We start from the raw sequence: 24,821 nt of genomic DNA on the forward strand, positions 1-24,821 counted from the left end.
CCCGCCCGGCCCCCCGCGCCCGCCCCGCCCCCCGCACACCCCCCCCCCCCCCCCCCCCCCCCCCCCCCCCCCCCCCCCCCCCCCCCCCCCCCCCCCCCCCCCCCCCCCCGGGACGAGGGGCTCACCGCGACCAGCCGGGTGGAGTTCGTGCGGGGCGGCGAGCGCGTGGTGGAGACGCATGCGGTGACGTTCGTCCGCGGCGACGACGGGGAGCTGCTGGTCGACCTCGACGTCGTGGCCTGACCCGGGAGACGACGACGGCGGCGCCCCGTCGCGGGGCGCCGCCGTCGGTTCCTGCTGGCGGTGGCGGTGGGATTTGAACCCACGGAGGCTTGCACCTCACACGCTTTCGAGGCGTGCTCCTTCGGCCGCTCGGACACGCCACCGCCGAAGAGACTACAGGGCCCGCTTCCGGCGGAAGAACGCGCGTAGGAGTGTCGCGCTCTCCTCGGCCCGGACCCCGCCGGTGACCTGCGGCCGGTGGTTGAGCCGGCGGTCCCGGACCACGTCCCACAGCGACCCGGCGGCACCCGCCTTGGGGTCGTCGGCGCCGTAGACGACCCGCGCCACCCGGGCCAGCACGCTGGCGCCGGCGCACATCGTGCACGGCTCGAGGGTGACCACGAGCGTCGCGCCGGTCAGCCGCCAGCCGTCGCCGTGCACCGTGGCCGCGGCGCGCAGCGCGAGCACCTCGGCGTGCGCCGTCGGGTCGCCGCGCTTCTCGCGCTCGTTGGCCGCCTCGGCGAGCACCGCGCCGTCCGGCCCCAGGACGACGGCGCCGATCGGCGTGTCCCCCCACTCCTGCGCGGCGACGGCGAGCTGCAGCGCGCGGACCATCGCCGCGTCGACGACGTCGTCGGGCAGGACGCCGCCGGCGGCCGTCACGGCCGGGCGCCGGCCAGAGGGAGGCCGACCAGCGCGGACAGCTCGGCCAGCGCGTCGGCGGGGTCGGCGACCTTGATCGTGTGCATGCCGAGCGCCCGGGCCGGCTTGAGGTTGATGCCCAGGTCGTCGAGGTAGGCGCAGTCGGAGAACGCGAGGTCGCGGCCGGTGGCCTCGTTGAGCCGCGCCAGCGCCCGCCGGTAGATCTCCGGCTCGGGCTTGCGCACCCCCTCGACCGAGGACTCGACGACGGCGTCGAACAGGTCGAGCAGCTCGGCCAGCCGCCCGGTGCGCTCCATCGGCGCGACGTTGTTCGACAGCATCCCCAGCGGCAGGCCCGCGGCCCGCAGCGTCCGCACCGCCGCCACCATCTCCGGGCGGACCTCCCCGGACAGCGCGGCCAGCACCCGCCGGGCGTCCACCCGGTGGCCGGCGGCCAGCGCCTCGGCCTCGAAGGTGTCGACGAACCCCTCGACGTCGAGCTCGTTGCGCTCGTACCGGGCCCAGGCGTTGGTGTCGGGGTCGGTGCTGTTGAGCCGCCGGATCAGCCCCTCGGGCAGGCCGGCCTCGGCCTCGTAGGCGGCGAAGGCGAGCATCGGGCTCTCGGTGATGACCCCGCCGAGGTCGAACACCACCGCCGAGACGCTCACCGGCCCACCGCCGCGGCCAGCTCGTCGGCGAAGCCCAGCCGGGTCGCGATCCGCGCGACCATCTCGTCGGCCCACAGGTCGTCGGCGGTCACGATCGGCCGCAGCTCGTCGGCGGGCAGTCCGTCGTCGGCGAACACGTCCAGGTCCCCTCCCGGCCATCCGGTCTCGTCGTCGTCGAAGGCGCCGTCCTCGTCGACGGCGATCCCGTAGCGCTCGACCACCTCGGCGCCGAGCACCCACTCCTGCATGGTCGCGTCCGAGATCAGCGCCCGGACCATGCCCCCCGGACCGTGCCGGAGCACGACGAAGTACAGCCGCGAGTCGACGACGACCACGAACGGCCCCGGCCACTCCTCCGTGCCGGGGTCGCCGAGCGCCCGCTCGAGGACCGGCAGCTCGTCGGAGGCGTCGGCGGCCAGCAGCTCCACCCGCCAGCGGCCGCCGCGGCGGGCGACCCGCACCGCCCAGCTCGGCGGGGCGGCCGGCTCCGGGGCGCTCACCGGACCCGCAGCACGGTCAGGCCGTCGGCCAGCGGCAGCAGCACGGTCTCGAAGCGGGGGTCGGTGGCCAGCGCGGCGTTGAGGCCCGCGAGCACGCGGTCCTCGTCGCTCTCGGGCGCCAGCACGCGGCCGCTGCGCAGGGTGTTGTCCAGCAGCACGACGCCGCCGGGCCGCATCCGGGGGTGCAGCTCCTCGACGTAGGCGGGGTAGCCGCCCTTGTCGGCGTCGACGAAGGCCAGGTCGAACACCGGCTCGGCGGGCACCGCGCGCAGCAGGTCCAGCGCCTCCCCCAGCCGCAGCTCCACCCGGTCGGCGACGCCGGCCCGCTCCCAGTAGCGGCGGGCGATCGCCGTCCACTCCTCGCTGCGGTCCAGACACAGCAGCGAGCCGCCCTCGGCCAGGCCGCGGGCGATGCACAGGGCGGAGAACCCGGTGAAGGTGCCGATCTCGACCGCCCGGCGGACGCCGAGCGCCGCGGTGAGCAGCCGCATGAGCACGCCCTGCTCGACGGCGATCTGGAAGGTGGCCGGGACCTCGCCCCGGTCGGCCAGCGCGGCGGTCTCGGCGACCAGCGCGGCGGCCACCTCGTCCAGCGGCTCGGAGCTGGCGCGCACGTAGTCCGACACCTCCTGCGAGAGGAGGAACGACCGCGGGGTCATGCCGGAGGCCAGGGGCGCGGGGAGTGCGGCATAGCCTCTGATCATGGCCGATCCCGCACCCTCCGACGGAGCCGAGGTCGACGCCGCGTTGTTCGCGCAGCTGGCCGCCGACCCGCTCGCGGAGCTGCTCGGCATCGAGCTCGAGGAGGTGCGGCCGGGGTACGCCCGGGCGGCCATGACCGTCGGCCCGCGGCTGCTCAACGCCGTCGGCACCGCGCACGGCGGCGCGACGATGGCGCTGCTCGACGTCGTCCACGCGGCGGTGAGCAACAGCCACGGCACGGTCGCCGTCGCGCAGGACGTGCACACCGAGTTCCTGGTCGCGGGCCGGCCCGGGGAGCGGCTGGTGGCCGAGGGCAGCGAGCTGCACCGCGGCGGCCGCACCGCCGTGTACCGGATCGACGCCCGCGGGGAGGACGGCCGGCTGGTGGCCACCGCGCTCGCCCGCGTCTTCCGCACCGACCGGCCCTGGGGGTCGCCGGCATGAGGCTCCCGGTCCCGGCGATGCCGGCGCCGCCGGTCGGGGTGGTGGGCCTGGGACAGCTGGGCGGGTCCCTGGCGGCCGCGCTGGTCGCCGCCGGGCGCGAGGTGTCCGGGTGGGACGTCGACCCGGCCGCGCGCGAGGCGGCAGCCGCCCGGGGCGTGCGGGTCACCCGCGAGCTCGGCGGCGTCGTCGTCCTCGCCGTCCCCCTGCCGGCGATGGCCACGGCGCTCGACGCTCTCGACGTCGACCCGGCCGCGACCGTCACCGACCTGGGCTCGGTGAAGGTCCCGGTGCTCGCCTCGGTGGGGGCCTCCCTCGGCGGCCGGTTCGTCGGCGGGCACCCGATGGCCGGGACCGAGCGGTCCGGCCACGGGGCGACCGACCCCGGCCTGTTCCGCGGCGCGCGCTGGGCGCTGTGCCTGGAGCCGGGGACCGAGCTGCCGCGCTGGCTGCGCGCCGCCGAGGTCGCGCTGGACGCCGGCGCCGAGGTGGTGCCGGTGACCGCCGCCGAGCACGACGACGCCGTCGCCGCGGTCAGCCACGTGCCGCACCTGCTCGCCGCCGCGCTCGCCGCCGCCGCGGGTGAGGCCGGCCCGCTGGCGCTCGCGCTGGCGGCCGGCAGCTTCCGCGACGGCACCCGGGTGATCCGCAGCGACCCGGCGTTCGTCACCGCGATGGTGGAGGGCAACGCCGGGCCGACGGCGGCCGCGCTGGCACGGGTACGCGCCCATCTGGAGCGCCCGTGGCCGGAGCTGGTCGCCGCCGGGCACGCGGTGCGCGGCGCGGTCCCCGGGCGCCGGCCGGTGCGGGTCCCGCTCGACCGGGTGGCGCTGCTGGCGCTGGGCCGGGCCGGCGGCGCGGTGACCCGGCGGCTGGCCGCGTTCGTCGAGGGCTGGGTCCCCGAGCGCTGACCGGTTACGCCGGCGGGACCTCGGGCAGAGTGGCGGGCATGGACGACAGCGAGATCCGCAGCCGCATCGACGCACTGGTCGAGGAGGAGCACCGGCTCCGCGAGGGCGGGGACCACACCGCCGAGCAGCGCACCCGGCTCCGTCAGATCGAGGAGGAGCGGGACCAGCTCTGGGACCTGGTCCGCCAGCGGGACGCCAAGCGGCAGTACGACGAGGACCCGGACACCGCGGAGGTGCGCCCGAGGTCCGAGGTCGAGGGATACCTGCAGTAGCGGGGAGGCGGCCCCGCTCCTCAGGCGGAGTCGCGGACCGGCCGGCGGTGCCCGGCGTCGTGGTGGCCGGTGCCCAGCAGGGCCAGCTGCCACAGCAGCCGGGCCCGCGGGTCGGTGAGCTTGCGGCCGGTCACCGCCTCGATCCGCCGCAGCCGGTGCATGACCGTGTTGCGGTGGCAGTACAGGAGGTCGGCCGCGCGTGTCGGTGAGCCGTCGGCGTCGAGGAAGGCCGACAGCGTCTCCAGCAGCACCTCGCGCTCGTCCCCGGGCAGCTCGAGCAGCCGGCCGAGGGTCTGGCCGACCAGCCGCGAGGCGATCTCCGGGGAGTTGCTCAGCAGCGCCTCGGGCAGCCGGTCGTCGATGGTGACCACCCGGGCGACGTCCTCGGGCAGGGTCCGCGCGGCGGTCTCGGCCAGCCGGTAGGCACCGGCCACGGCCGCCGCGCCCTCGACGACGGAGGACACCCCGACCGGCCCGGTGGCCACGGCGCCGAGCCAGGCCAGCAGCTCCGGCAGCCGCCGGGTCCCCATCGCCACCACGCCGACGGCGGCCTGGGACCGGGTGGCCCACGCCGAGCGGATGCCGCGCTTGAGCAGTGCCGACGTCGGGTCGGGGAACGCGTCCCCCTCCTCGCCGGCCGGCGCGACGACGACCACCAGCCGGCCGGCCAGCGGCACCGACAGCAGGTCGGCGGCGGTGCGGGCGTAGGCCGGGTCCCCGCCGCGGCCGTCGAGCAGCCCGTCGAGCAGCCGCTGGCGCTCGGCGGCGTCGAGCCCGGAGCGGCGCCGCTCCTCGTCCCGGTAGCCCTCCGCGGCGGCGCTGCAGCCGCGGTCGTTGGTGCGCCACAGCGAGCCGGCGACCTCGAGCAGCAGCCCGTCGTCGTGCCGGTCGCCCTGGCGGGACAGCGCGACCAGCGCCTCCCAGGTGATCTGGCCGCCGAGCCGGTAGGCGCGCAGCACGGCCTCGAGCGGGATGCCCTGCGCGGCCCGCAGGCGGCCGACGGCGCGGGCCCCCTCCGCGTGGCTCTGGTGGTAGGCCGCGGGGACGTCGGGCCGCAGGCCGCGCACGCCGACCTCGAGGTTGCGCCGCAGCGTCGCGCGCATCTGCTGGTCACCCCCGACCAGGGCCTCGCGGTAGGCGGGCTCGGTCTCGACCAGCACCTCCACCATGCGGTCGGTCAGCTCGTCGAGCCGGTCCAGCAGCGCCGGGACCAGTTCGGCGAGGCGCTCCTCCACACCCCAGGGGGCAGTCCGCACGCGCTCACCTCCTGTGTTCATCGCACAGAGCACAACACGCAGCACCCATCACTGTGCGGTGCGCCCATTGTGACGGTCCTCACCGGCCAGCAGAGTCAAACGGACGTAGCCGTGACCCAATCGTCGCCCCACGGGCGGCGGTCGGCAGCGCGGCGACCTCCCCGACGCAGAGGAGACGTGGGCACCTTGGCGCAGCCGCCGGAAACCACAGGCAGCAGCACCCGGCACCAGGACCGATCGCCCACCGCCCGGCTCGAGATGACCGGGATCAGCGTCGCCTTCGGCGGCGTGAAGGCCCTCACCGACGTGTCGCTGACCGTCGAGCCGGGCCAGGTGCACGGGCTCATCGGGCCCAACGGGGCCGGCAAGACGACGATGTTCAACGTGGCCTGCGGGCTGGTCCGCGCCACCGAGGGCCGGATCGTGTGGCGCGGCCAGGAGCTGCGGCGGCTGCGGCCGAACCAGCTCGCGAAGCTCGGGATCGCGCGCACCCTGCAGGGCGTGGGCCTGTTCCCCGGCCTGACGGTGCTCGAGAACGTGATGGTCGGCGCGCACAAGCACGCCCGCGCCGGCTTCTTCTCCGCGCTGTTCGCGATCCCGACCGCCGACAAGGACGACGCCCGCCTGCGCGAGCGGGCCACGGCCGCCCTCACCGAGCTGGACGCCGAGGGCTACGCCGGCCGCTACCCCGGCAGCCTCCCGTACCCGGTGCAGAAGCGGGTCGCGCTGGCCCGCGCGCTGGTCTCCGAGCCCGAGCTGCTCCTGCTCGACGAGCCGGCCTCCGGCCTCAGCGAGGACGAGATGCACGAGCTGGGCGAGCTCATCCAGCACCTGAGCGGCCGGATGAGCGTCCTGCTGGTCGAGCACCACATGGACCTGGTCATGCGGGTGTGCGACCAGATCACCGTCCTGGACTCCGGCCAGCTGATCGCCGCCGGCACCCCGGAGCAGGTGCAGAACGACCCGGCGGTCACCGAGGCATACCTCGGCGACGCCGTCGACGACACGACCGACGCCAGCGAGCTGGCCGCGACCGACGGGGGGACGACCCGTGGCTGAGGCGCACGGCAGCACGGCGGCGGGCACCGCCGGGAGCACCGCCGGGACCGGCCTGACCAAGGGTGCGGCGGCCCCCGCCGGCGGCGCGGCGACCGCCACCGCCGTCCTCGAGGTCGAGGGCCTGTCGGCCTCCTACGGCCCGGTCAAGGCGCTCGACGGCGTGACCCTGCGCGCCGAGCAGGGCCGGATCACCGCGGTGCTCGGGGCCAACGGCGCGGGCAAGACCACGCTGCTGCGCACGATCAGCGGCCTGGTCCGGCCCACCGCCGGCCGGGTGACCCTCAACGGCGAGGACGTCACCCGCGCCCCGGTCGAGGCCATGGTCACCAAGGGGATGTCGCACGTGCCCGAGGGCCGCGGCGTCATCGCCGAGCTGACCGTCGACGAGAACCTGCGGGTCGGCTCGCTGTTCCGCGGCAAGGTCGCGCAGGACGAGTTCGACCGCGTCTACGACCTCTTCCCGCGGATCCGGGAGCGGCGCAACCAGACGGCGCACACGCTGTCCGGCGGCGAGCGGCAGATGCTCGTCATCGGCCGCGCGCTGCTGGCCCGGCCGAAGGTCCTGCTGCTCGACGAGCCGTCCCTGGGCCTGGCCCCGCGGATCGTCGCGCAGATCTTCGGCCTGGTGCGCCACCTGGTCGACACCGAGGGCCTCTCGGTGCTGCTGGTCGAGCAGAACGCGCGCAGCGCGCTGTCGGTGGCCGACACCGGCGTCGTGCTGAACCTGGGCCGGGTCGTGGTCACCGACGACGCCGCCCGGCTCGCCGGCGACGAGGACCTCCGGCACGCCTACCTCGGCTTCTAGACCCCGCTCCCCCGCAGCACCAGGAAGGCAGCCCCCACGTGCGAGAGTTCGTCAACCTCACCCTCGGCGGGGTGATCAACGGAGCGGTCTACGCGGCGTTCGCCCTGGCCCTCGTGCTCATCTGGCGGTCCACCCGGATCGTCAACTTCGCGCAGGGCGCGATGGCCGCGCTCACCACCTTCATCGCCCTCGCCCTCATCGAGAACGGCCAGTCCTACTGGGTCGGTCTCGTCGTCGCCCTGCTGGCCGGCCTGCTCATCGGCGCGGTCGTCGAGCGTGTCGTCATCCGCCCGGTCGAGGGCGGGCCGGAGCTCAACGCGGTCATCGTCACCCTGGGTCTCTTCATCGCGATCCAGGCGCTGATCTCGGTCCTCTTCGGCGTCAACCAGCGGGCCTTCGTCCCGCCGTTCTCGAACATCGGCTTCACGGTCGGGGACTCGAACCTGGCGCTGAGCCCCAACACCGTGTTCACCCTCCTCGCCGTGCTGGCGGTCATGGCCGGCCTGACCGCCCTGTTCCGGTTCACCCGTGTCGGCCTGGCCATGCGCGCCTCGGCCTTCGGGCAGGAGGTCGCCCGGCTGCTCGGCGTCCGGGTCGGCCGGATGCTCACCCTCGGCTGGGCGCTGGCCGCCGTCGTCGGCTCGCTGGCCGGCATGCTCATCGCCGCCGAGACCGCCTTCGTCACCCCGACGTTCATGGACTCGCTGATCGTGTTCGGCTTCGTCGCCGCGGTGCTCGGCGGGCTGGACTCGCCGATCGGCGCCGTCGTCGGCGGGCTGCTGCTCGGCCTGCTGCTGAGCTACGTGCGCGGCTACGTCGCTGACGAGCTGGTCGGCCTGGCCGCCCTCGTCGTCCTCGTGGTCGTCCTGCTCGTCCGGCCCGGCGGCCTCTTCTCGACCACCCAGACCCGGAGGGCGTGAGCGGCATGAGCGACCTGCAGACCCCCGCATCCCCGCCGCAGGCCGGCGCCGCCTCGTCCGACGCGCCGTCGCTGGCGACGGCCGCGGCCGACGCGAGCTCGGCCCAGGCCACCGGCGGCCGCACGTTCCTTCCGCGGAACACCCTGCTGCGGCACCTGGTCGTGCTCGTCATCGGCGCCGTCCTCGCGGTGCTGCTGCTCGAGTCCACCGACCTGGGCTTCAACGCCCAGATCGGCTACGTCGCGTACTACGCCATCGCGGCAGGCGGGCTGACGGTGCTGACCGGCCTCAACGGGCAGATCTCCCTCGGCCACGGCGCGCTCATGGCCGTGGGCGGCTACACCACCGCGCTGCTGCTCGACGTCGAGGAGCCGCTGCCGCTGGCCGTGGTCTTCCTCATCGCGGTGGCGCTCACCTCGATCGTCGGCGCGATCGTCGGTGTGGCCGCGGCCCGCCTGCACGGCCCCTACCTGGCCGGCGCGACGCTCGCCCTCGCCGTCGGCCTGCCCGGCCTGGCGCTGTACTTCTCCGACACCCTCGGCGGCGAGCAGGGCCTGACGGTCTCCACCCCGGACCGGCCGGACTGGTTCGTCGAGACGATCCGCACCCTGTCGGGCAACTCGGCGTCGGGCGTGAAGTGGATCGCCTACATCGCGGTCGCCTGCCTGCTGATCACCTACTTCCTGCTGGCGAACCTCATGCGCAGCCGGGTCGGGCGGACGTGGCGCGCGGTGCGCGACCAGGAGGTCGCCGCCGAGCTGGCCGGCATCAACCTGGGCGCCTGGCGGGTGACGGCGTTCGTCGTCAGCGCCGCGGCCGCGGGTCTGGCCGGCGCGGTGCTCGCCCTCGTCGTCCGGCTCACCGCGCCGACGGCGTTCACCATCGTCCTGTCGCTGTCCCTGCTGACCGCGATCGTCATCGGCGGTCTGGGCAGCCTCTTCGGTGCGCTGATCGGCTCGGCGCTGCTGGTCTTCCTGCCGCGCTACCTGCGCGACCTCGGGGAGTCCTTCGACATGGACGCCGCCCAGGCCGCCGAGATCTCCTACGTCGTCTACGGCGTGATCCTCATCCTGGTCATGCTCTTCGCCCCCGCGGGGCTGGTCGGCTCCGTCCGGCTGGCCTGGATGAAGCAGCGCGCGCGGCGTACCGGCGCCCGCGCCAGGGGGTGAGGAGCCGGGACCCGACGGCTGTCCCCCACCCCGGCCAGCGGCCGCCTCTCGACTTCCCCACCCCCCATCAGACCCCCGGGCGACGGCGCCCGGGTCCCTCCAGAGGAGAACCCTTGACACGATCCTCACGACGCCTCGTCAGCTTCGTGGCCGCGGCGACCGTCGCCACCACCCTGGCCGCCTGCGGCGGCGGGGACTCCGGTGGCGGCGGCGGTGGCGGCAGCGAGGAGAACGAGGCCTCGGACGTCGGCATCACCGAGGACACGATCAAGCTGGGTGCGCACTACCCGCTGACCGGTGTCGCGGCGCCCGGCTACAGCGAGATCCCGACCGGCGTCCAGGCGTACTTCGACTACGTCAACGCCAACGGCGGGGTCAACGGCCGGCAGATCGAGTTCGTCTACCGGGACGACGCCTACAACCCGACCAACACCAGCCAGGTCGTGAACCAGCTCGTCCTCGAGGACGAGGTCTTCGCGCTCATGTCGGGCCTCGGCACGCCGACCCACAACGCGGTCACCGACTTCCTCAACAGCGAGGGCGTGCCCGACCTGTTCGTGTCGTCGGGCTCGCGGCTGTGGGACGACGTCGAGGAGAAGCCGTACACCTTCGGCTGGCAGCCCGACTACGAGATCGAGGCCAAGATCATCGGCCAGTACGTGGCCGAGAACTACCCCGACGCCAAGGTCGGCCTGTTCCTGCAGGCCGACGACCTCGGTGAGGACGGCGCCGCCGGTGCCCGGCGGTACCTCGAGGACCAGATCGTCGCCGAGGAGACCTACGTCCCCGGCAACACCGACGTCCGTCCGCAGATCTCGGCCCTGCAGGCCGCCGGCGCGGACCTCGTCCTGGGCTTCAACGTGCCCAGCTACACCGCGCTGTCGCAGCTGACCGCGCTGCAGCTGGGCTACCGGCCGCAGTGGTTCTACTCGAACATCGGCTCGGACCCGCAGCTCGTCGGCTCGCTGCTGGCCCGCTTCTCCGAGGGCCAGGTGAGCGACGCCAGCCTGCTCGACGGCGTCCTGACCACCGAGTACATCCCCACGGTCGACCAGCCGGACAACCCCTGGATCCAGCTGTTCCAGCGGGTCTGGGACGAGTCCGGCCAGGAGGGTGAGCTCACCAACTACCGGGTCTACGGCATGTCGCAGGCCTACACGATGGTGCAGGCGCTGCAGGCCGCCGGCCAGAACCCGACGCGTGACGACCTCGTCGCCGCCGTCGAGCAGGCCGGCTCCGAGTGGCAGGGCCCGGGCTTCGCGCCCTTCCGCTTCTCGGAGGACCGCCACGCCGGCTACAGCGGCATGTCGGTCAGCCGGATCGTCGGCGAGGGCTCGGAGGACCTGACCCCCGTGCTCGTCACCGACAATGGCGACGCCGAGATCGAGGAGTACGACGGCGAGGCCGCCACCCCGCCGGAGAACGGCATCCCGGAGGAGGAGCCGATCAACTGATCGGGTCTCCCCGGCGCACGGCAGCGGGCCGTCGATCCCCTCGCGGGGATCGGCGGCCCGTTCGCCGTCCCGGGTGACCTCGGGAGAACACTCAGCTCCCGAAGTGTCGGCAGTTGATCTCCGGGTAGGGCTCCGCGCAGCCCCCTGTCCGGGGTGCGACGGCGAGACGAGGAGCACGGCATGGTGCACGCGGCGCGGACGATCCGGCGGGCGGTGGTGACCGGCGGTGCCGGGTTCCTCGGCTCCCACCTGTGCGAGCACCTGCTCGACCGCGGCGTCGAGGTCGTGTGCCTCGACAACTTCCTCACCGGCTCGCCCGAGAACGTCGTCCACCTGATGGAGCACCCCGGCTTCCGCCTGGTGCGCTGCGACGTCACCGACTTCGTGCACGTGCCCGGCCCGGTCGACCTGGTGCTGCACTTCGCCTCGCCGGCCAGCCCCCTGGACTACCTGAGGATGCCGATCGAGACGCTCAAGGTCGGCAGCCTGGGCACCCTGCACACCCTGGGCCTGGCCCACGAGAAGGGCGCCCGCTACGTGCTGGCCTCCACCTCGGAGGTCTACGGCGACCCGCTGGTGCACCCCCAGCCCGAGGAGTACTGGGGCAACGTCAACCCGGTGGGCCCGCGCGGCGTCTACGACGAGGCCAAGCGGTTCAGTGAGGCGATGACCACCGCCTACCGCACCTCCAAGGGCACCGACACGGCCATCGTGCGGATCTTCAACACCTACGGGCCCCGCATGCGCCCCGACGACGGCCGGGCCATCCCCGCCTTCGTCGGCCAGGCGCTGGCCGGGCGGCCGCTGACCGTGGCCGGCGACGGCTCGCAGACCCGCTCGATCTGCTACGTCGACGACACCGTCCGCGGCATCCTCGCCCTCGCCTGCTCGGACCAGCCCGGCCCGGTGAACGTCGGCAACCCCGACGAGCTGTCGATGCTGCGGCTGGCGCAGTGGATCGTCGAGCTCACCGGGTCCTCGTCGGGGATCGAGTACATCGACCTGCCCGTCGACGATCCGAAGGTCCGCCGGCCCGACACCCGCCGGGCCGAGGAGCTGCTCGGCTGGCGGCCCACGGTCCCCTCCGAGGAGGGCCTGCGTCGCACGGTGGCCTGGTTCGCCGAGCAGCGGCAGGCCGCTGCACTGCGCGCCGGCTGACCCCGCCGGGTGTCCTGGGCCACTTCTCCGCGGGGCCCCTCCTCCGTGTCCTGGTTCACGTTTACATTGGGGCAGGCGGCTAGGGGCACGCCGAGAAACCGGACACTGACGGAGAGACACGATGGGCCGCCACGCCGACACCAGTTCCATGCGCCGTGTGCAGCGCCCTGCACCCGTCGCGCTGGTCGTGGCCCTGGTCGTGGTGGCCCTCGTCGCCGGCGGCGTGGTGTGGTGGCTGGCCGCCTCGGGCGGCAGCGACGGGTGCGGGACCACCCGCACCGTCCGGGTGACCGTCGCCCCCGAGCTCGGCGACGTCGCCCAGGACCTCCTCGCCGAGCCCCAGGACCTCGGCGGCGGCGCGTGCGCGGCGGCCGAGGTCACCGCCCAGGAGCCGCTGCAGACCGTCGGCGACCTCTCCGCCCTCGAGGGCTCCGCGCTGCCGCAGGTCTGGGTGCCCGACAGCTCGCTGTGGGCCGTGCGGGCCGGCGACGCGCCGCTGGACCCGTCCGGCTCCATGGCCACCTCGCCGGTCGTGCTCGGCACCAGCCGGGCCGCCGCCGACGAGCTCGGCTGGAGCGCGCAGGCGCCGCAGTGGAGCCAGGCGCTGTCCGGCGCCCGCCCGGTCGCCGTCCCGGACCTCGCCGCCAGCGCCGAGGGCGTCGCCGCGCTGGCCGCCGTCCGCTCGTCCCTCGGCGGCGGGGACGCCGCGGACAACGCCGTCGTCCAGGCGGTCCTGGCCGCCCGCCGCGGGCCGGCCGTCAGCCCCGCAGACGCCCTGGCCGCGGCGCAGTCCGGCGACCCCGAGTCGCCGCTGGTGCCGGTGAGCGAGCAGGAGGTCATCAGCGTCAACCGCGGCGCCGAGGACCCGCAGCTGGTCGCGGTCTACCCGGCCGAGGGCTCGCCGGAGCTGGACTACCCGGTGCTGCGGGTCGGCTCCCCCGGCGACGACGACCGCGCCGCCGTGGACGCCGTCGTCCGGGCGCTGACGTCGGAGGCCGCGCGCACCGCCGTCCTCGCCGCCGGCTTCCGCGACGCGGACGGGACCGCGCCGGCCGACCCCGGCGCCGGCGTGCAGGAGCAGGCGCCCGAGGTGCTGCCGGTCGACGCCGAGCAGGTGCAGGGCCTGCTGGCCGAGCTCGCCCGGCTCGCCGCGCCGTCGCGGCTGCTCACCGTCATCGACGTGTCCCAGTCGATGGAGGCGCCCGCCGGCGACGGCACCCGCGCCACGCTCGCCCGCGACGCCGCCAAGAGCGCGCTGACCCTCATCCCCGGAACCTCGTCGATCGGGCTGTGGGTGTTCGCCTACCAGCTGCAGGGCGAGCAGGACTGGGTGGAGCTCGCGCCCATCCGCACCCTCGACGAGGAGGTCGACGGCGGCACGCAGCGCGACGCGCTCGACGAGCAGCTCGACACCCTCCCCGGGCGGCTGACCCCCGGCGGCACCGGCCTGTTCGACACCGCGCTGGCCGCCGTCCGCGCCGCGCGGGAGCAGTACGACCCCAACGCGGTGAGCAGCGTCGTCCTGGTCACCGACGGCACCAACGAGGACTCGTCGGGCATCGCGCTGGACCAGCTGGTACAGACGCTCCAGGACGAGGCCGACCCGCAGCGGCCGGTGAAGGTCATCGGCGTCGCCCTCGGCCCGGACGCCGACGTCGCGGCGCTGGAGCAGATCGCGCAGGCCACCGGCGGCGCCGCGTACTCCGCCGTCGACCCCAACGACCTGCAGGGCGTGCTCTTCGACGCGCTGCGTCAGAGGTAGGGGCCGAGCCGCTCCAGCGCGGCGGTGACCTCGGCGACGCCGATCCGCGCGAGGGCCGGGTCCAGCTCGGTGGCCCACGGGTCGCCGGTGCCGTCGCCGTGCCAGAGCACGACGTGCTGCGGTCGCGGAGGCGGCCCCCACAGCGCGGGCGACACCGGGCCGAACAGCACCACCGACGGCCTGCGGTAGGCGGTGGCCAGGTGCGCGACGCCGGTGTCGCCGCTCACCACCACGCGCGCCGCGGCGACCGTGGCGGCGAGCTCCAGGGTGGAGGTGCGCCCGGCGAGCACCGCGTCGTCGGACACCCCCGCCCCGCGTGCCACGGCGCAGGCCAGCTCGCGCTCGGCCGGGCCGCCGGTGACGCGGACGTCGTGGCCGGCGTCGGCCAGCCACCGCGCGACGGCGGCGAAGCGCTCCGCCGGCCAGCGCCGTCCGGGGAACGCCGCGCCGGGGTGCACGAGCGCGGCGCCGGCCACCGCGGGGGGCGCGTCCGGGACAGCGAGGTCGAGCGCGTCGGGATCGGCCTCGACGCCGAGGCCCTCGGACACCAGCCGGCACCAACGGCGCACCTCGTGCTCGTCGGGGTACCAGGTGGGGCCGGGGTAGCCGGGGCTGGCGAAGGTCAGCAGCCGCTGCGGCATCAGATCGGCCACGACGACGTGCGAGGCCGGCCCCTTGCCGTGCAGGTCGACGGCGAGCTCCGGCGGCGGCCCGGACCAGTCCAGCGGCTCCAGCTCGCGGGCGGGCAGCACCTCGTCGACGGCGTCCACGAGCCCGGCCAGGGGCGCGAGCGCGGTCGTCGTCGCCAGGACCAGCCGGTGGTCCGGCACGGCCGCCCGCACCGCCCGGATCGCCGGGACGCCGGTGAGCAGGTCACCGAGCCCCAGCGGCCGCAGGACGACCGCGACCGGCCGCCCGTCGGGGGCGGCAGAGATGGCCATCTCTGCCGCTAGACGCGGGAGCGCTCGACCAGGGCGGTGGTCGAGTGGCCGTCCAGGTAGGGCAGGACGACGGCCTGCCCGCCCCACCGCCGCAGCACCGCGGCCTCGGGCAGGTCGGCGCCGGCGTAGTCGCCGCCCTTGGCCCACACGTCGGGCCGCAGCCGGTCGAGCACCTCGGCGGGGGTGTCCTCGTCGAACACCACGACGGCGTCGACGAACGCCAGCGCCTCGAGCACCCGCGCGCGGTCGGCGGCGGTCACCAGCGGCCGCGAGGGGCCCTTGAGCCGGCGCACCGAGTCGTCGGAGTTGATGCACACGACCAGGCAGTCCCCGAGCCCGCGGGCGGCGCGCAGCGTGGCCACGTGCCCGGCGTGCAGCAGGTCGAAGCAGCCGCCGGTGGCCACCACGGTGCCGCCGCTGGCGCGCACCCGGGCGAGCAGGGCGGACACGTCGTCCTCGTCGGCCACGTCGGGCTCCGGCGCCGCGGCGGCGTCCCACGCCGAGGCCCCGCCCGCGGCGACGAACCGGCCGGCGAACGCGACGGCCGCGGCCACCGCCTCGCCGGTCACCGCGCCGTCGGCGAGGGCCAGCGCCGCGGCGGCGGCGAAGGAGTCGCCGGCGCCGCACGGGTCGCCGCCGGTCACCGGCACGGCGGGCACGACCATCGGCGCGCCCTCGCCGTAGGACAGCAGCGCGCCGCGGGCGCCGAGGGTCACCACGACCGCGCCCACGCCCCAGTGCCGGATCAGCGCCTCGGCCCGCGCCCCGACGGCGGCCAGGCCGTCGCCGTCGGCGGGCACGTCCGCGGCCACGCGGGCGGCCTCGGAGCCGTTGGGCGTGACCAGCCGGACCGACGGCACCGGGGCGGCGCCCCGCGGGTGCGGGTCCCAGACGACGGGCCCGCCGGCCCCGGCCAGCAGCGCCCGGACGGCGGGGTCGGCGGTGGTGCCGCGTCCGTAGTCGGCGACCAGCACCGCGGCGGCGTCGCGGACGGCCGCGCGCGCCTCCTCGGGCAGCTCGCCGAGGGTGACGGTGGGCGCGCCGCTGTCCAGCCGCACGACGGAGTGGTCGCCCACGCGCACCCGCCGCTTGACCGCGGTGCCGCCGGTGGCCGGGACGGCGACCAGCCGCACCCGCCCGGCCAGCAGCGCGCGCAGCCGGGCCGCGCCGTCGTCGTCGGCGAGCGGGGCGACCAGCACGACCTCGCGGTTCGTGGCCTGCGCGGCGATCACCGCGGCCAGCGCCGCGCCGCCGGGGCGCTCGCGGGTCTCCAGGTCCTCGACCACCGGCACCGGCGCGTCAGGGGTCAGCCGGGACGCGGTGCCGACCAGGTCGACGTCGAGCAGCGCGTCGCCGACGACCACCAGCGGCTTCACCGCGCGATCCCGAGGCGGGTCTGCGGCACGCGGGCGGGCTCGGCCAGCACCGCGGCGTCGAAGGCGGCGCACAGCAGGTGCAGCGCGACCAGGTGGCACTCCTGCACGGTCGCCGTCCACGGGGAGTCGATGCAGACCGCCTCGTCCGAGGCCGCGGCCAGCGGGTTCGGCGCGGGGCCGGTGATCGACAGGACGGTGATGCCGCACTCGCGGGCCCGGCGGGCGGCGGCGACGGCGTTCGGGCTGCGGCCGGAGGTGGACAGCAGCACCAGGACGTCGCCGGCCCGCCCGTGCGCCTCGACCTGGCGGGCGAACAGCTCGTCGGCCGGGTAGTCGTTGGCGATCGCGGTGAGCGAGGAGGTCTCCGCGGTCAGGCAGATCGCCGAGAACGGCGGCCGGTCGGCGCGGTAGCGGCCCACCAGCTCGGCGGTGAGGTGCTGCGCCTGCGCGGCGCTCCCCCCGTTGCCGGCCGCCAGCAGCCGCCCGCGGGACTCCCCGCACAGCACGTCGGCCAGCAGCCGGCCCCAGCGGTCGAGGGTGTCGACCGAGGCGTCGAGGCTGCGCATCGCCGCGTGCAGCGACGCGACGTGGTCGCGGCCGGTGAGGTGCGTGCAGGAGTCGGGCGAGACGACCTCGCCGGCCGAGTGGGGAGCGACACTCACGGGGCGGCCTCCAGGGGCGCTCATCGGACGGCCTCGACGGGACGCCGGGTGGACAGGACCTGCCGGTAGACGGCCTCGGTGTCGGCGGCCACGCGGGCCCACCGGTAGCGGGCGCGGGCGCGCCGGACCCCGGCCGCGCCGTAGGCGGCGCGCCGGGCGTCGTCGGCCAGGAGCGCGGCGAGGACCTCGCCGAGCCGGGCCGGGTCGCGGGGCGGCACGAGGTCGCCGGTGACGCCGTCGGCGACGGAGTCCTGCAGCCCGCCGACGGCGGTCGCGACCACCGGGCGGCCGCAGGCCATCGCCTCCAGCGGGGTGATGCCGAACGGCTCGTACCAGGGGACGGCCAGGACGACGTCGGCCGAGCGCACCCAGGCGGGCACGTCGGCGCGGGCGACCGACCCGGCGAAGCAGACGCGGTCGGCCACGCCCACCTCCGCGGCGACGGCGCGCAGCCGGCGCACCTCGGGGTCGGCGTCGACCGCGCCGGCCGGCGGGCCGCCGACGACGGCCAGCTCGGCGTCCGGGACGGCGGCCAGCGCGCGGACGGCGTCCTCCTGGCCCTTGCGCTCCACCAGCCGGCCCAGCACGAGCAGGCGCGGCCGGCCCGAGCGCGGCGCCACCGGGCCGCGCGGGGTGAACACGGTGGTGTCGACGCCGCACGGGACGATCGACACGCGGTCGCGCGACAGGCCCAGCCGGCGCAGCTCGAACACCTCGTCGCTGCAGGTGGCCACCACGTGGTCGACCGCCGCGCACAGGTCCCGCTCGAGCTCGATCCGGCCCGCGGGGGAGGTGTCGGCGTCGCCCTGGTGGCGGCGCTTGACCGAGCCGAGGGCGTGGAAGGTCTGCAGCACCGGCACCGGCGTGAGCAGGCTGCCGGCGGCCTCGACGGCGGCCAGCCCGCTCATCCAGAAGTGGGCGTGCACGACGTCGGGCGGCCGCACCGCCCAGCGGGCGCGCAGCGCGGCGGCCAGCGCCGGCATGTGCCCGAGCAGGTCGTCCTTGGGCAGCGCCTCCGCCGGGCCCGCGGTGAGGTGGCTGACCGCGTAGCCGTCGGCGGTGGGCACCTCGTCGGGCAGGTGCGGGTCGTCGCGGCGGGTGTGCACGGTGACCTCGTGGCCGCGCGCGGCCAGCCCCGCGGCCAGCGCGGCGACGTGCACGTTCTGGCCGCCGGCGTCCACGCCGCCGATGGCGGCCAGCGGCGAGGCGTGCTCGCTGACCAGGTCGATGCGCAGCGGTGCGCCGGTGCCCCGGTGCGTCCTCATCGGGTGACCTCCTCGAACAGGGTGTCCCAGTCGGAGAGGAACCGGGGAAGCCCGTACCGCTCCAGCGCGGCGGCGCGCGCCGCCTTGCCGGCCAGCCGGGCGGCGTCCTCGTCGTGCAGGTAGGTGCGGACCGCGTCCCACAGCACCTCGGGCCGGGTGGACAGCACGCCGGCGCCCTGCGGCACCGCCTCCACCACCTCCGTGGCCGCCAGCGCGACCACCGGCATGCCCAGGTGCATCGCCTCGAGCAGGGAGAGCCCGAGGGAGGTCCAGCGGACGGGGTGCACGTAGACCCGGCGGCGGGCCAGCTCGGTGTGCATCGCGGCCTGCGGCGGGTCGTCGTGCAGGGCGACGCGGTCCGGGTCGAGCCCGTACCGCTCGTGCAGCCCGGCCAGTCCCATCCCGAAGACGTCGACCGGCGCGGCGGCGGTGAGCCCGGGCAGCAGGTCGGCGCCGACCGTGCGGCCGCGGCGCACCGGCTCGTTGGCGACGACGGCGGCGCGGGCCAGCTCCCCGGTCCAGCGCTCGCCGGGGTCGACGATGCCGTGCTCGATGACCGCCGTCGGGGCGCGGCCGTTGTCGTAGAAGAGCCGGTTGAAGTGGGTGACGTGCGCGATCGGGACGTCGTCGCGGTCGGCCAGCGGGTGCCGGGTGTGGGGCACCGGCGCGGCGCCCTCCTCCAGGCCCGGGGCGTTGTGCTCGAGGAACACCGCCGGCAGGTCCCGCCCGGGCTCGCGGCCCAGCCACTCGCGGACCAGCTCCAGGTCCCGCACCCGCTGCAGCACCACGACGTCGACGTGCTCGTCGCGCAGCTGCTCCGGCGTCACCTCGCGGGCCGACGCCGGCCAGTCCCACGTGCGCGCGCGGCCGAGCCCGTCGGGACCCCGGTCGGGGGTGACGGGGACCAGGTACTCGTGCGGGCCCTGGACGAACGCCGTCGTCCAGGAGCCGTGCACGTGCCAGACCAGGACCCTCATGCGGCGATCACCTTCTCGACGGCGGCGACGACGTCGGCGGCGCGCACCGACGCGAGGCAGGGGTGGCCGGGCACCGGGCACACGCGGGCCCGGGTGTCGCGGCAGGGCGCGTCCTGGTCGCCGAGCAGCACGGTCGGGACGCCGTGGGGCGCCCACCGGACCGCCGGGACGACCGGGCTGAACAGCGAGACGACCGGGGTGCCGACGGCGGCGGCCAGGTGCGCGGGGCCGGTGTTGCCGACGACGACGGCCGCGGCGCCGTCGAGGAGCGCGGCCATCTCCGGCAGGCTCGTGGCCCCGCCGAGGTCGGTCCCGCGGCTGCCGGCGACCGCGGCGGTGAGCGCCCGCTCCCCCGGCCCGCCGGTGACCAGCACCCGGTGCCCGGCGTCGGCGAGCGCCTCGACCGCCTCGGCGCAGCGCTCGGCGGGCCAGGCGCGGGCGGGGACGGAGGCGCCCGGGTGCAGGACGACGTAGCCCGGCTCGTGCGGCGTCGGCGGCAGCGGGCGGCGCACCGCGAGCCGGCCGTCGTCGCCGTCGGGCAGGTCGAAGCCGGCCGCGCGGGCCAGGGAGAGGGCGCGCTCGGGCTCGGGGAGGTCGTCGTCGACCCGGTGCCGGACGTCGAGCAGGGAGCCGGGGTAGTCGACGCTGATGGCCGAGATCCGTGGCACGCCGGCGGTGCGCAGCAGCAGCGCCAGCGGCAGCGGGGACTGGTGGAACGAGGTGCTGACGACCGCCTCGTGGGGGGCCAGCGCGCGGACCCGCTCGGTGAGCGCGGCCAGGTCGGCGGGGTCGACCGGCGGCGGGTCGCCGAGGATCCACGGGCAGGCCCAGGTCCGGACCTCGTCGACGCCGGGCAGCAGCGCGGCCGCCTCGGCGCCGGCCGGGCCGGCGAGGAACACGACGCGCTCGGCGGACGCGGCCACGGCGCGGACCAGCGGCCCCTGCAGGAGGACGTCGCCGGCGTTGTCGAGCCGGGCGACGAGGACGGTGCCCCGGCGGGGCCTCACCACCGGCCGGCCAGGACGTCGTCGACCGCGGCGGTCAGCGTGGCGGCCACGCGCGGCGCCGCGGTGACCTCCTGCCTGCGGGTCACCGGCGTGGGCACCAGGACCCCGCTCGCGCCGGCGGCCGCGGCGGCCTCGACGTCGGCGCCGATGTCCCCGATCACGACGGTCCGCGCCGGGTCGACGTCCGCCTCGGCGCACGCCGCCTTGACCATCCCCGGTGCCGGCTTGCGGCAGCCGCAGCCGTCCTCGGGGCCGTGCGGGCAGAGCTGCAGCGTGTCGAACGGCCCGAGCAGCTCGGCCAGCCGCGCCATGCAGGCGTCCACCTGGTCGCGGGTGATGATCCCGCGGGCCACGCCGGACTGGTTGCTCACCACCCCGACCCGGACCCCGCGGGCGCGCAGGGCGTCCAGCGCCTCGCGGGCGCCGTCGACCGGGCGGACCCAGTCGGGGTCGCCGTTGTAGGGGAAGTCGTGCACCAGCGTGCCGTCGCGGTCGAACAGCACCAGGTCGGGCAGCCCGCGCCACGGCGTCACGCGGCGGTGCCGCACCGCGCCGCGCAGGAAGTGCCAGGTGGCCAGCGGCGGGATGGCCGCGCTGGTCAGAGCCATGGTGGTCACCTCGGCCCGGTCGCGGGGGCCGGGCGCGATGCGGGCCCAGGCGAACTCGGCGGTGCCGGCGGCCCAGGCCAGCGCCGCGGCCGCGGCGGCGCGGGGACGGCGGGCGGCGGCCAGGCCGAGCGCGGCGAGCCCGGCGGCGGTGACGGCGAGGTGCTGCGGCCGGCGGCCGACCGCGGCGTCGGCGCGCGCCCGCCAGGTCGGGCCGTGCAGCCGGCGCATGAGCACGTCGTCGGCGTTGCCGGCCTGCACGCGCGCGCTCACCCACCGGTCGGTGGGCCGGACCGGGTGGGTGATCCGGCGCTGCCCGCGCACCAGTCGGCCGCCGGTGTCCATGACCCGCAGCGCCAGGTCGGAGTCCTCGCGGAAGGCGCGGGGGAAGCGCTCGTCGAACCCGCCGACGGCGGCCAGCGCGGCACGGCGGTAGGCGAGGTCGGCGGTGATCCAGGAGCTGGTGGCCAGGCCCGCGGTGCCGCGCTCCCAGTCGGTGGGCCGGCGGTCCTCCGGCAGCGGCACCCGCACCCGCCCCTGGCTGCCGGCGACGTCGGCGGGGAGGTCGGCGAGGTCCTCCGCCAGCCGCTCGTACCAGTCGGGGTCGGGGACGACGTCGTCATCGAGGAAGGCGATCCACTCGGTGCGGGCGGTGCGCCAGCCGAGGTTGCGCGCGCGGGCCGGCCCGCCGCCGCCGGTGCGGACGACGCGGACCGGCGGGAGGCCGGGCCGGTCGACCGCCAGCGGGGACCCGGCGGGGCGGTCGTCGACGACGACCAGCCCGGCCGGGCGGGGGCCCGGCATGGCGGCCAGGGCGTCGAGCAGCACGTCGAGCGACGGCCGGCCGATGGTCGGCACGACGACGGTGCAGCTCACGGACATGATCGCGCCCTGCCCGGGTGTGACGGCCCGCAAACACTACGGGCTTGAAGTTCCCGACGACCTGGATCCGCCTTACCGGACGTCGAGGGGGAAACCGCTGTTCAGCGGCGTATGCGGGTGGCCGCGGAGACCCGGGCGAGCGCGTCGGTGACGACGGCGGCGTCGTCACCCAGGAGGGTGAGCAGGTGCGCGACGAGCTCGTCGTGGGTGACCGCGGCGGCGCGGACGCGCTCGCGGCCGGCCTCGGTGAGCCGCGCGTGCAGCAGCCGCCGGTCCCCCGGCCGCCGCTCGCGCACGACCAGGCCCTGCTCGACCAGCCGGCCGACGGTGCTGGTGACCCCGGCGCGGGACAGCCCGAGGGCCTCGGCGACCTCGCCCATCGTGGCGCGCTCCCCCGGCGCCTCGGCGATCCGCCGCAGCGCCTCGAAGCCGGTGAGGGACAGGTCGTGCTCGCGGTGCAGCGCGGAGTCGACCCGGTGGGTGATCCGGTCGTGCACCTGCACGATCCGCAGCCAGGTCTCCGCGGCGCCCGGTGCGGTCCCGGCGAGTGCCGCGGGGTCGGCCGGGATCCCGGTCGTCAGCACGTCGTCGGGGCGCATCACCCCATCGTCGCCCAGGTCCGCCTCAGGCGCTCCCGGTCGGGTCCGCGGGGTGCCGCCGGCCCGCGGCCAGCACCAGCCCGGTGGCGGTGGTGACCAGCGCCAGGCCGGCCGCCACGAGCGGCAGCGGCAGCGGGTCGTGGTCGACCGGCCCCTGCGCCGCGGCGACGCGCAGGTCCACCGCGGCGGTGCGCGCGCTGTCGGCGCCGACCACCTCGAGCGTCGTCGGCCCGGGGACGCCGCCGTCGGGGATGCGGACGACCACCTCCGCCGTGCCGTCCGGGCCGGCCGCCGCGGTCCCGAGGACGGTGCCGTCGGGGCCGCTGACGGTGACCTCCTCCCCCGCGCCGAAGCCCGCCGCGCTCAGCACGACCTCGCCGCCGGCCGCCACCTGGTCGGCCGAGGCCGACACCGAGGCGGAGGCCGACGGGCCGTCGGCGGGGGCGCCGGGTGCGGGCTCCGGGACGGGCAGGCCGGGCACCGGCATCGGCACGGCCTCGCCCGCGGGCACGCCCGGCTCCGGGACCGGGGTCGGCATCGGGGCCGCGGGGAGCTCCTGGGGCGACGGCGCGGTGATCGCGGCGCAGTCCTCCTCGGCCGGGCGGGTGAAGGAGAACCCGTCGAGCTCGTCGGTGTACGCCGTCCCCGAGCCGTCCAGCGCGGCGTACTCCAGCCGGCTGTCGACCGTCTCGCCCCAGTCGACGTCGCCGGTCCGCAGCACCACGGTCTCGCCGGGCGCGAGCTCGGCGGCGTCCTCGCCGTCCGGGTGGCGCGTGGTGGCCAGCGTGACCGCGTACGCGACCGTCCCCGCCGTCACCTCGACCGCGACCCCGCCGGGGCGGCAGCTCGGCCCGTGGGTGACGCGGGCGTCCGGCCGGGCCGGGTCGTCGGCGGCCAGCGCGGGGCCAGCCAGCGCCACCCAGCCGGCCAGCAGGCCGGACACGGCGAACAGGAGAGCGGGCCCCGTCGGCACGACGGGGCGGGACGTGCACCTCGGCACGGACCCGACCGGCACGTTTCCCCCTCGAGCGGTCGTGCACGCCGCGGCACCGGTGGTTCCGGCGACGGCGCTCCCCCATGATGCGGTCCGTGAGCGTCCGTTGACGACGGGTCGACGGCGCGTCGCGGTGAACGACCCGGCGTGTCGGGACCGCGGGTGCCGCGAGGGGCGGGCGGGACCGGTGAGCCGGGTCACTACGGTGACCCGGTGGACTCAGCAGCCGGGACCGGTCGCCGCCGTCAGAACGAGGTCTACCGCGCCGGGGTGTACGGGCGCACGCCGCTGGTGCCCACCACCGCGCGGCCGCTGCAGCGCCGGGCCCGGCAGCGGCTGACCGCCCGCGCCTACGCCTACGTGGCCGGCGGCGCCGGGGAGGAGGCCACCCAGCGGGCCAACCGCGCCGCGTTCGACCGGTGGGCCGTCGTCCCGCGGGTGCTGCGCGACGTGAGCGCCCGGGACACCTCGGTCGAGCTGTTCGGCCGGCGGCTGCCCGCCCCGCTGCTGCTCGGCCCGGTCGGCGCGCTGGAGCTGGTGCACCGGGAGGCCGACCTCGCCGTCGCCCGGGCCGCCGCGTCGCTGGGCGTGCCGTTCGTCTTCTCCAACCAGGCGTCGGTGCCGATGGAGACCTGCGCGCAGGCCATGGGCGACGCGCCGCGCTGGTTCCAGCTGTACTGGTCCACCTCCGACGAGCTGGTGGAGAGCCTCGTCGGGCGCGCCGAGGCGGCCGGCTGCGAGGCGCTGGTGGTCACCCTCGACACCACGATGCTCGGCTGGCGCCCGCGCGACCTGGACCTCGGCCACCTGCCGTTCGCGCTCGGCAAGGGCATCGCGCAGTACACCTCCGACCCGGTCTTCCGGCAGCTGGTGGAGCGGCGCGTGGCCGAGGCCGGGGACGCCGCGCCCGCCCGGGCCGGGCAGGCCGCCGGCCGGGACCGCCAGCCGCGCCCGACGCTGGCCGCGGTGCTGGCGATGGTGGGCATGGCCCGCGCCTGGCCCGGGCCGCTGCGGGAGAACCTGCGCTCGCCGCTGCCGCGGGCGGCCGTCGAGACCTTCCAGGCCATCTACTCGCGGCCCTCGATCACCTGGGCGGACCTCGCGTGGCTGCGCGCCCGCACCCGGCTGCCGATCCTGCTCAAGGGGATCCTGCACCCCGACGACGCCCGACGGGCGCTGGACGAGGGCGTCGACGGCGTCGTGGTGAGCACGCACGGCGGCCGGCAGGTGGACCGCTCGATCTCCGCGCTGGACGCGCTGCCCGACGTCGTCGCGGCGGTCGGCGACCGCGCGCCCGTGCTGCTCGACAGCGGCGTCCGCAGCGGCGCGGACGCGTTCGTCGCCGTCGCCCTGGGCGCGCGGGCGGTGCTGCTCGGCCGGCCCTACGCCTGGGGCCTGGGCCTGGCCGGGGAGGCCGGCGTGCGGCAGGTCGTCTCCGACGTCCTCGGCGAGTTCGACCTGACCCTCGGCCTCACCGGTCACACCTCGGTCGCCGAGCTGGGCCCGGAGGTGCTCCGCCGGGTCGGCTGAGCCGCCCCTGCGGCCCCTGCGGCAGAAATGGCCATTTCTGCC

At 76.7% G+C, this 24,821-nt stretch carries 25 protein-coding genes and 1 tRNA gene; 11 read left to right on the plus strand and 15 right to left on the minus strand.

Features of this window, described 5'->3' with window-relative positions:
- Positions 1-298: 298 nt before the first annotated feature.
- The 5 genes from ACI8AA_RS23135 to ACI8AA_RS23155 all read right to left on the minus strand — a co-directional run bounded on the left by ACI8AA_RS23135 (position 299) and on the right by ACI8AA_RS23155 (position 2,736).
- Positions 299-386: transfer RNA gene (locus ACI8AA_RS23135), tRNA-Ser, on the minus strand.
- Positions 387-396: 10 nt separating this feature from the next.
- Entirely contained in the window at positions 397-885 is a 489-nt protein-coding gene (locus tag ACI8AA_RS23140) for a nucleoside deaminase (RefSeq protein ID WP_457046717.1), read from the minus strand.
- Entirely contained in the window at positions 882-1,532 is a 651-nt protein-coding gene (locus ACI8AA_RS23145) for an HAD-IA family hydrolase (RefSeq protein WP_457046718.1), read from the minus strand. Before ACI8AA_RS23145 ends, ACI8AA_RS23140 begins: the two co-directional genes overlap by 4 nt.
- A complete protein-coding gene (locus tag ACI8AA_RS23150) occupies positions 1,529-2,032 on the minus strand; it encodes a tRNA adenosine deaminase-associated protein (protein WP_457046719.1) in 504 nt (167 codons plus the stop codon). Before ACI8AA_RS23150 ends, ACI8AA_RS23145 begins: the two co-directional genes overlap by 4 nt.
- Positions 2,029-2,736: an O-methyltransferase gene (locus ACI8AA_RS23155; RefSeq protein WP_457046720.1), complete on the minus strand. Its 708-nt coding sequence runs from the start codon at positions 2,734-2,736 to the stop codon at positions 2,029-2,031. The genes ACI8AA_RS23150 and ACI8AA_RS23155 overlap by 4 nt, the downstream gene beginning before the upstream one ends.
- Here ACI8AA_RS23155 and ACI8AA_RS23160 point away from each other — a divergent pair.
- From ACI8AA_RS23160 to ACI8AA_RS23170, 3 genes are read left to right on the plus strand one after another with little or no spacing between them, the layout of a single operon-like run.
- Complete coding sequence (locus tag ACI8AA_RS23160; RefSeq protein WP_457046721.1) at positions 2,735-3,178, plus strand: PaaI family thioesterase; 444 nt, start codon at positions 2,735-2,737, stop codon at positions 3,176-3,178. The two genes, ACI8AA_RS23155 and ACI8AA_RS23160, sit on opposite strands and share 2 nt — an antisense overlap.
- A complete protein-coding gene (locus ACI8AA_RS23165) occupies positions 3,175-4,086 on the plus strand; it encodes a prephenate dehydrogenase/arogenate dehydrogenase family protein (RefSeq protein WP_457046722.1) in 912 nt (303 codons plus the stop codon). Before ACI8AA_RS23160 ends, ACI8AA_RS23165 begins: the two co-directional genes overlap by 4 nt.
- Positions 4,087-4,124: 38 nt before the next feature.
- Positions 4,125-4,358, plus strand: coding sequence for a DUF2630 family protein (locus ACI8AA_RS23170; protein ID WP_457046723.1), 234 nt, complete (start codon positions 4,125-4,127; stop codon positions 4,356-4,358).
- Between the two features lie 20 nt (positions 4,359-4,378).
- On the opposite strand, the gene ACI8AA_RS23175 is transcribed toward ACI8AA_RS23170, so the two are convergent.
- Positions 4,379-5,614, minus strand: a complete 1,236-nt coding sequence (locus ACI8AA_RS23175; RefSeq protein WP_457046724.1) for a PucR family transcriptional regulator — start codon at positions 5,612-5,614, stop codon at positions 4,379-4,381.
- 258 nt (positions 5,615-5,872) lie between these two features.
- On the opposite strand from ACI8AA_RS23175, the gene ACI8AA_RS23180 reads away from it, so the two are divergent.
- From ACI8AA_RS23180 to ACI8AA_RS23210, 7 genes are all read left to right on the plus strand, one after another.
- The gene (locus ACI8AA_RS23180) at positions 5,873-6,673 is read left to right on the plus strand and encodes an ABC transporter ATP-binding protein (RefSeq protein ID WP_457046725.1); all 801 of its coding nucleotides are present in this window, start codon (positions 5,873-5,875) and stop codon (positions 6,671-6,673) included.
- The gene (locus ACI8AA_RS23185; protein ID WP_457046726.1) at positions 6,666-7,478 is read left to right on the plus strand and encodes an ABC transporter ATP-binding protein; all 813 of its coding nucleotides are present in this window, start codon (positions 6,666-6,668) and stop codon (positions 7,476-7,478) included. Before ACI8AA_RS23180 ends, ACI8AA_RS23185 begins: the two co-directional genes overlap by 8 nt.
- A 38-nt stretch (positions 7,479-7,516) precedes the next feature.
- Positions 7,517-8,398, plus strand: coding sequence for a branched-chain amino acid ABC transporter permease (locus tag ACI8AA_RS23190; protein ID WP_457046727.1), 882 nt, complete (start codon positions 7,517-7,519; stop codon positions 8,396-8,398).
- Positions 8,399-8,403: 5 nt separating this feature from the next.
- A complete protein-coding gene (locus ACI8AA_RS23195; protein WP_457046728.1) occupies positions 8,404-9,567 on the plus strand; it encodes a branched-chain amino acid ABC transporter permease in 1,164 nt (387 codons plus the stop codon).
- A gap of 113 nt (positions 9,568-9,680) precedes the next feature.
- Positions 9,681-11,021, plus strand: a complete 1,341-nt coding sequence (locus ACI8AA_RS23200; protein WP_457046729.1) for an ABC transporter substrate-binding protein — start codon at positions 9,681-9,683, stop codon at positions 11,019-11,021.
- 180 nt (positions 11,022-11,201) lie between these two features.
- The gene (locus ACI8AA_RS23205) at positions 11,202-12,179 is read left to right on the plus strand and encodes a UDP-glucuronic acid decarboxylase family protein (protein WP_457046730.1); all 978 of its coding nucleotides are present in this window, start codon (positions 11,202-11,204) and stop codon (positions 12,177-12,179) included.
- 148 nt (positions 12,180-12,327) lie between these two features.
- Positions 12,328-13,941, plus strand: a complete 1,614-nt coding sequence (locus ACI8AA_RS23210; protein ID WP_457046731.1) for a VWA domain-containing protein — start codon at positions 12,328-12,330, stop codon at positions 13,939-13,941.
- Here ACI8AA_RS23210 and ACI8AA_RS23215 read toward each other — a convergent pair.
- The 9 genes from ACI8AA_RS23215 to ACI8AA_RS23255 form a co-directional block, all read right to left on the minus strand.
- The gene (locus ACI8AA_RS23215; RefSeq protein ID WP_457046732.1) at positions 13,932-14,882 is read right to left on the minus strand and encodes a glycosyltransferase family 9 protein; all 951 of its coding nucleotides are present in this window, start codon (positions 14,880-14,882) and stop codon (positions 13,932-13,934) included. The genes ACI8AA_RS23210 and ACI8AA_RS23215 overlap by 10 nt on opposite strands.
- Before the next feature lie 8 nt (positions 14,883-14,890).
- Positions 14,891-16,258, minus strand: a complete 1,368-nt coding sequence (gene rfaE2, locus ACI8AA_RS23220; RefSeq protein ID WP_457046733.1) for a D-glycero-beta-D-manno-heptose 1-phosphate adenylyltransferase — start codon at positions 16,256-16,258, stop codon at positions 14,891-14,893.
- Entirely contained in the window at positions 16,255-16,920 is a 666-nt protein-coding gene (locus ACI8AA_RS23225; RefSeq protein WP_457046734.1) for a D-sedoheptulose-7-phosphate isomerase, read from the minus strand. Before ACI8AA_RS23225 ends, rfaE2 begins: the two co-directional genes overlap by 4 nt.
- 20 nt (positions 16,921-16,940) lie before the next feature.
- Positions 16,941-18,185: a glycosyltransferase gene (locus ACI8AA_RS23230; RefSeq protein WP_457046735.1), complete on the minus strand. Its 1,245-nt coding sequence runs from the start codon at positions 18,183-18,185 to the stop codon at positions 16,941-16,943.
- Complete coding sequence (locus tag ACI8AA_RS23235) at positions 18,182-19,162, minus strand: glycosyltransferase (RefSeq protein WP_457046736.1); 981 nt, start codon at positions 19,160-19,162, stop codon at positions 18,182-18,184. Before ACI8AA_RS23235 ends, ACI8AA_RS23230 begins: the two co-directional genes overlap by 4 nt.
- The gene (locus tag ACI8AA_RS23240) at positions 19,159-20,169 is read right to left on the minus strand and encodes a glycosyltransferase family 9 protein (protein WP_457046737.1); all 1,011 of its coding nucleotides are present in this window, start codon (positions 20,167-20,169) and stop codon (positions 19,159-19,161) included. The genes ACI8AA_RS23235 and ACI8AA_RS23240 overlap by 4 nt, the downstream gene beginning before the upstream one ends.
- Positions 20,166-21,656 (minus strand): HAD-IIIA family hydrolase, encoded by a 1,491-nt coding sequence (locus ACI8AA_RS23245; RefSeq protein ID WP_457046738.1) that lies wholly within the window; start codon positions 21,654-21,656, stop codon positions 20,166-20,168. The genes ACI8AA_RS23240 and ACI8AA_RS23245 overlap by 4 nt, the downstream gene beginning before the upstream one ends.
- 101 nt (positions 21,657-21,757) lie before the next feature.
- A complete protein-coding gene (locus tag ACI8AA_RS23250; protein ID WP_457046739.1) occupies positions 21,758-22,255 on the minus strand; it encodes a MarR family winged helix-turn-helix transcriptional regulator in 498 nt (165 codons plus the stop codon).
- Between the two features lie 25 nt (positions 22,256-22,280).
- Positions 22,281-23,198 (minus strand): hypothetical protein, encoded by a 918-nt coding sequence (locus ACI8AA_RS23255; RefSeq protein ID WP_457046740.1) that lies wholly within the window; start codon positions 23,196-23,198, stop codon positions 22,281-22,283.
- A gap of 264 nt (positions 23,199-23,462) precedes the next feature.
- Here ACI8AA_RS23255 and ACI8AA_RS23260 point away from each other — a divergent pair, with 264 nt between their 5' ends.
- Positions 23,463-24,779, plus strand: a complete 1,317-nt coding sequence (locus tag ACI8AA_RS23260; RefSeq protein ID WP_457046741.1) for an alpha-hydroxy-acid oxidizing protein — start codon at positions 23,463-23,465, stop codon at positions 24,777-24,779.
- The last annotated feature ends 42 nt before the right edge of the window (positions 24,780-24,821 follow it).

This window comes from Geodermatophilus sp. SYSU D01180, from assembly GCF_054050415.1.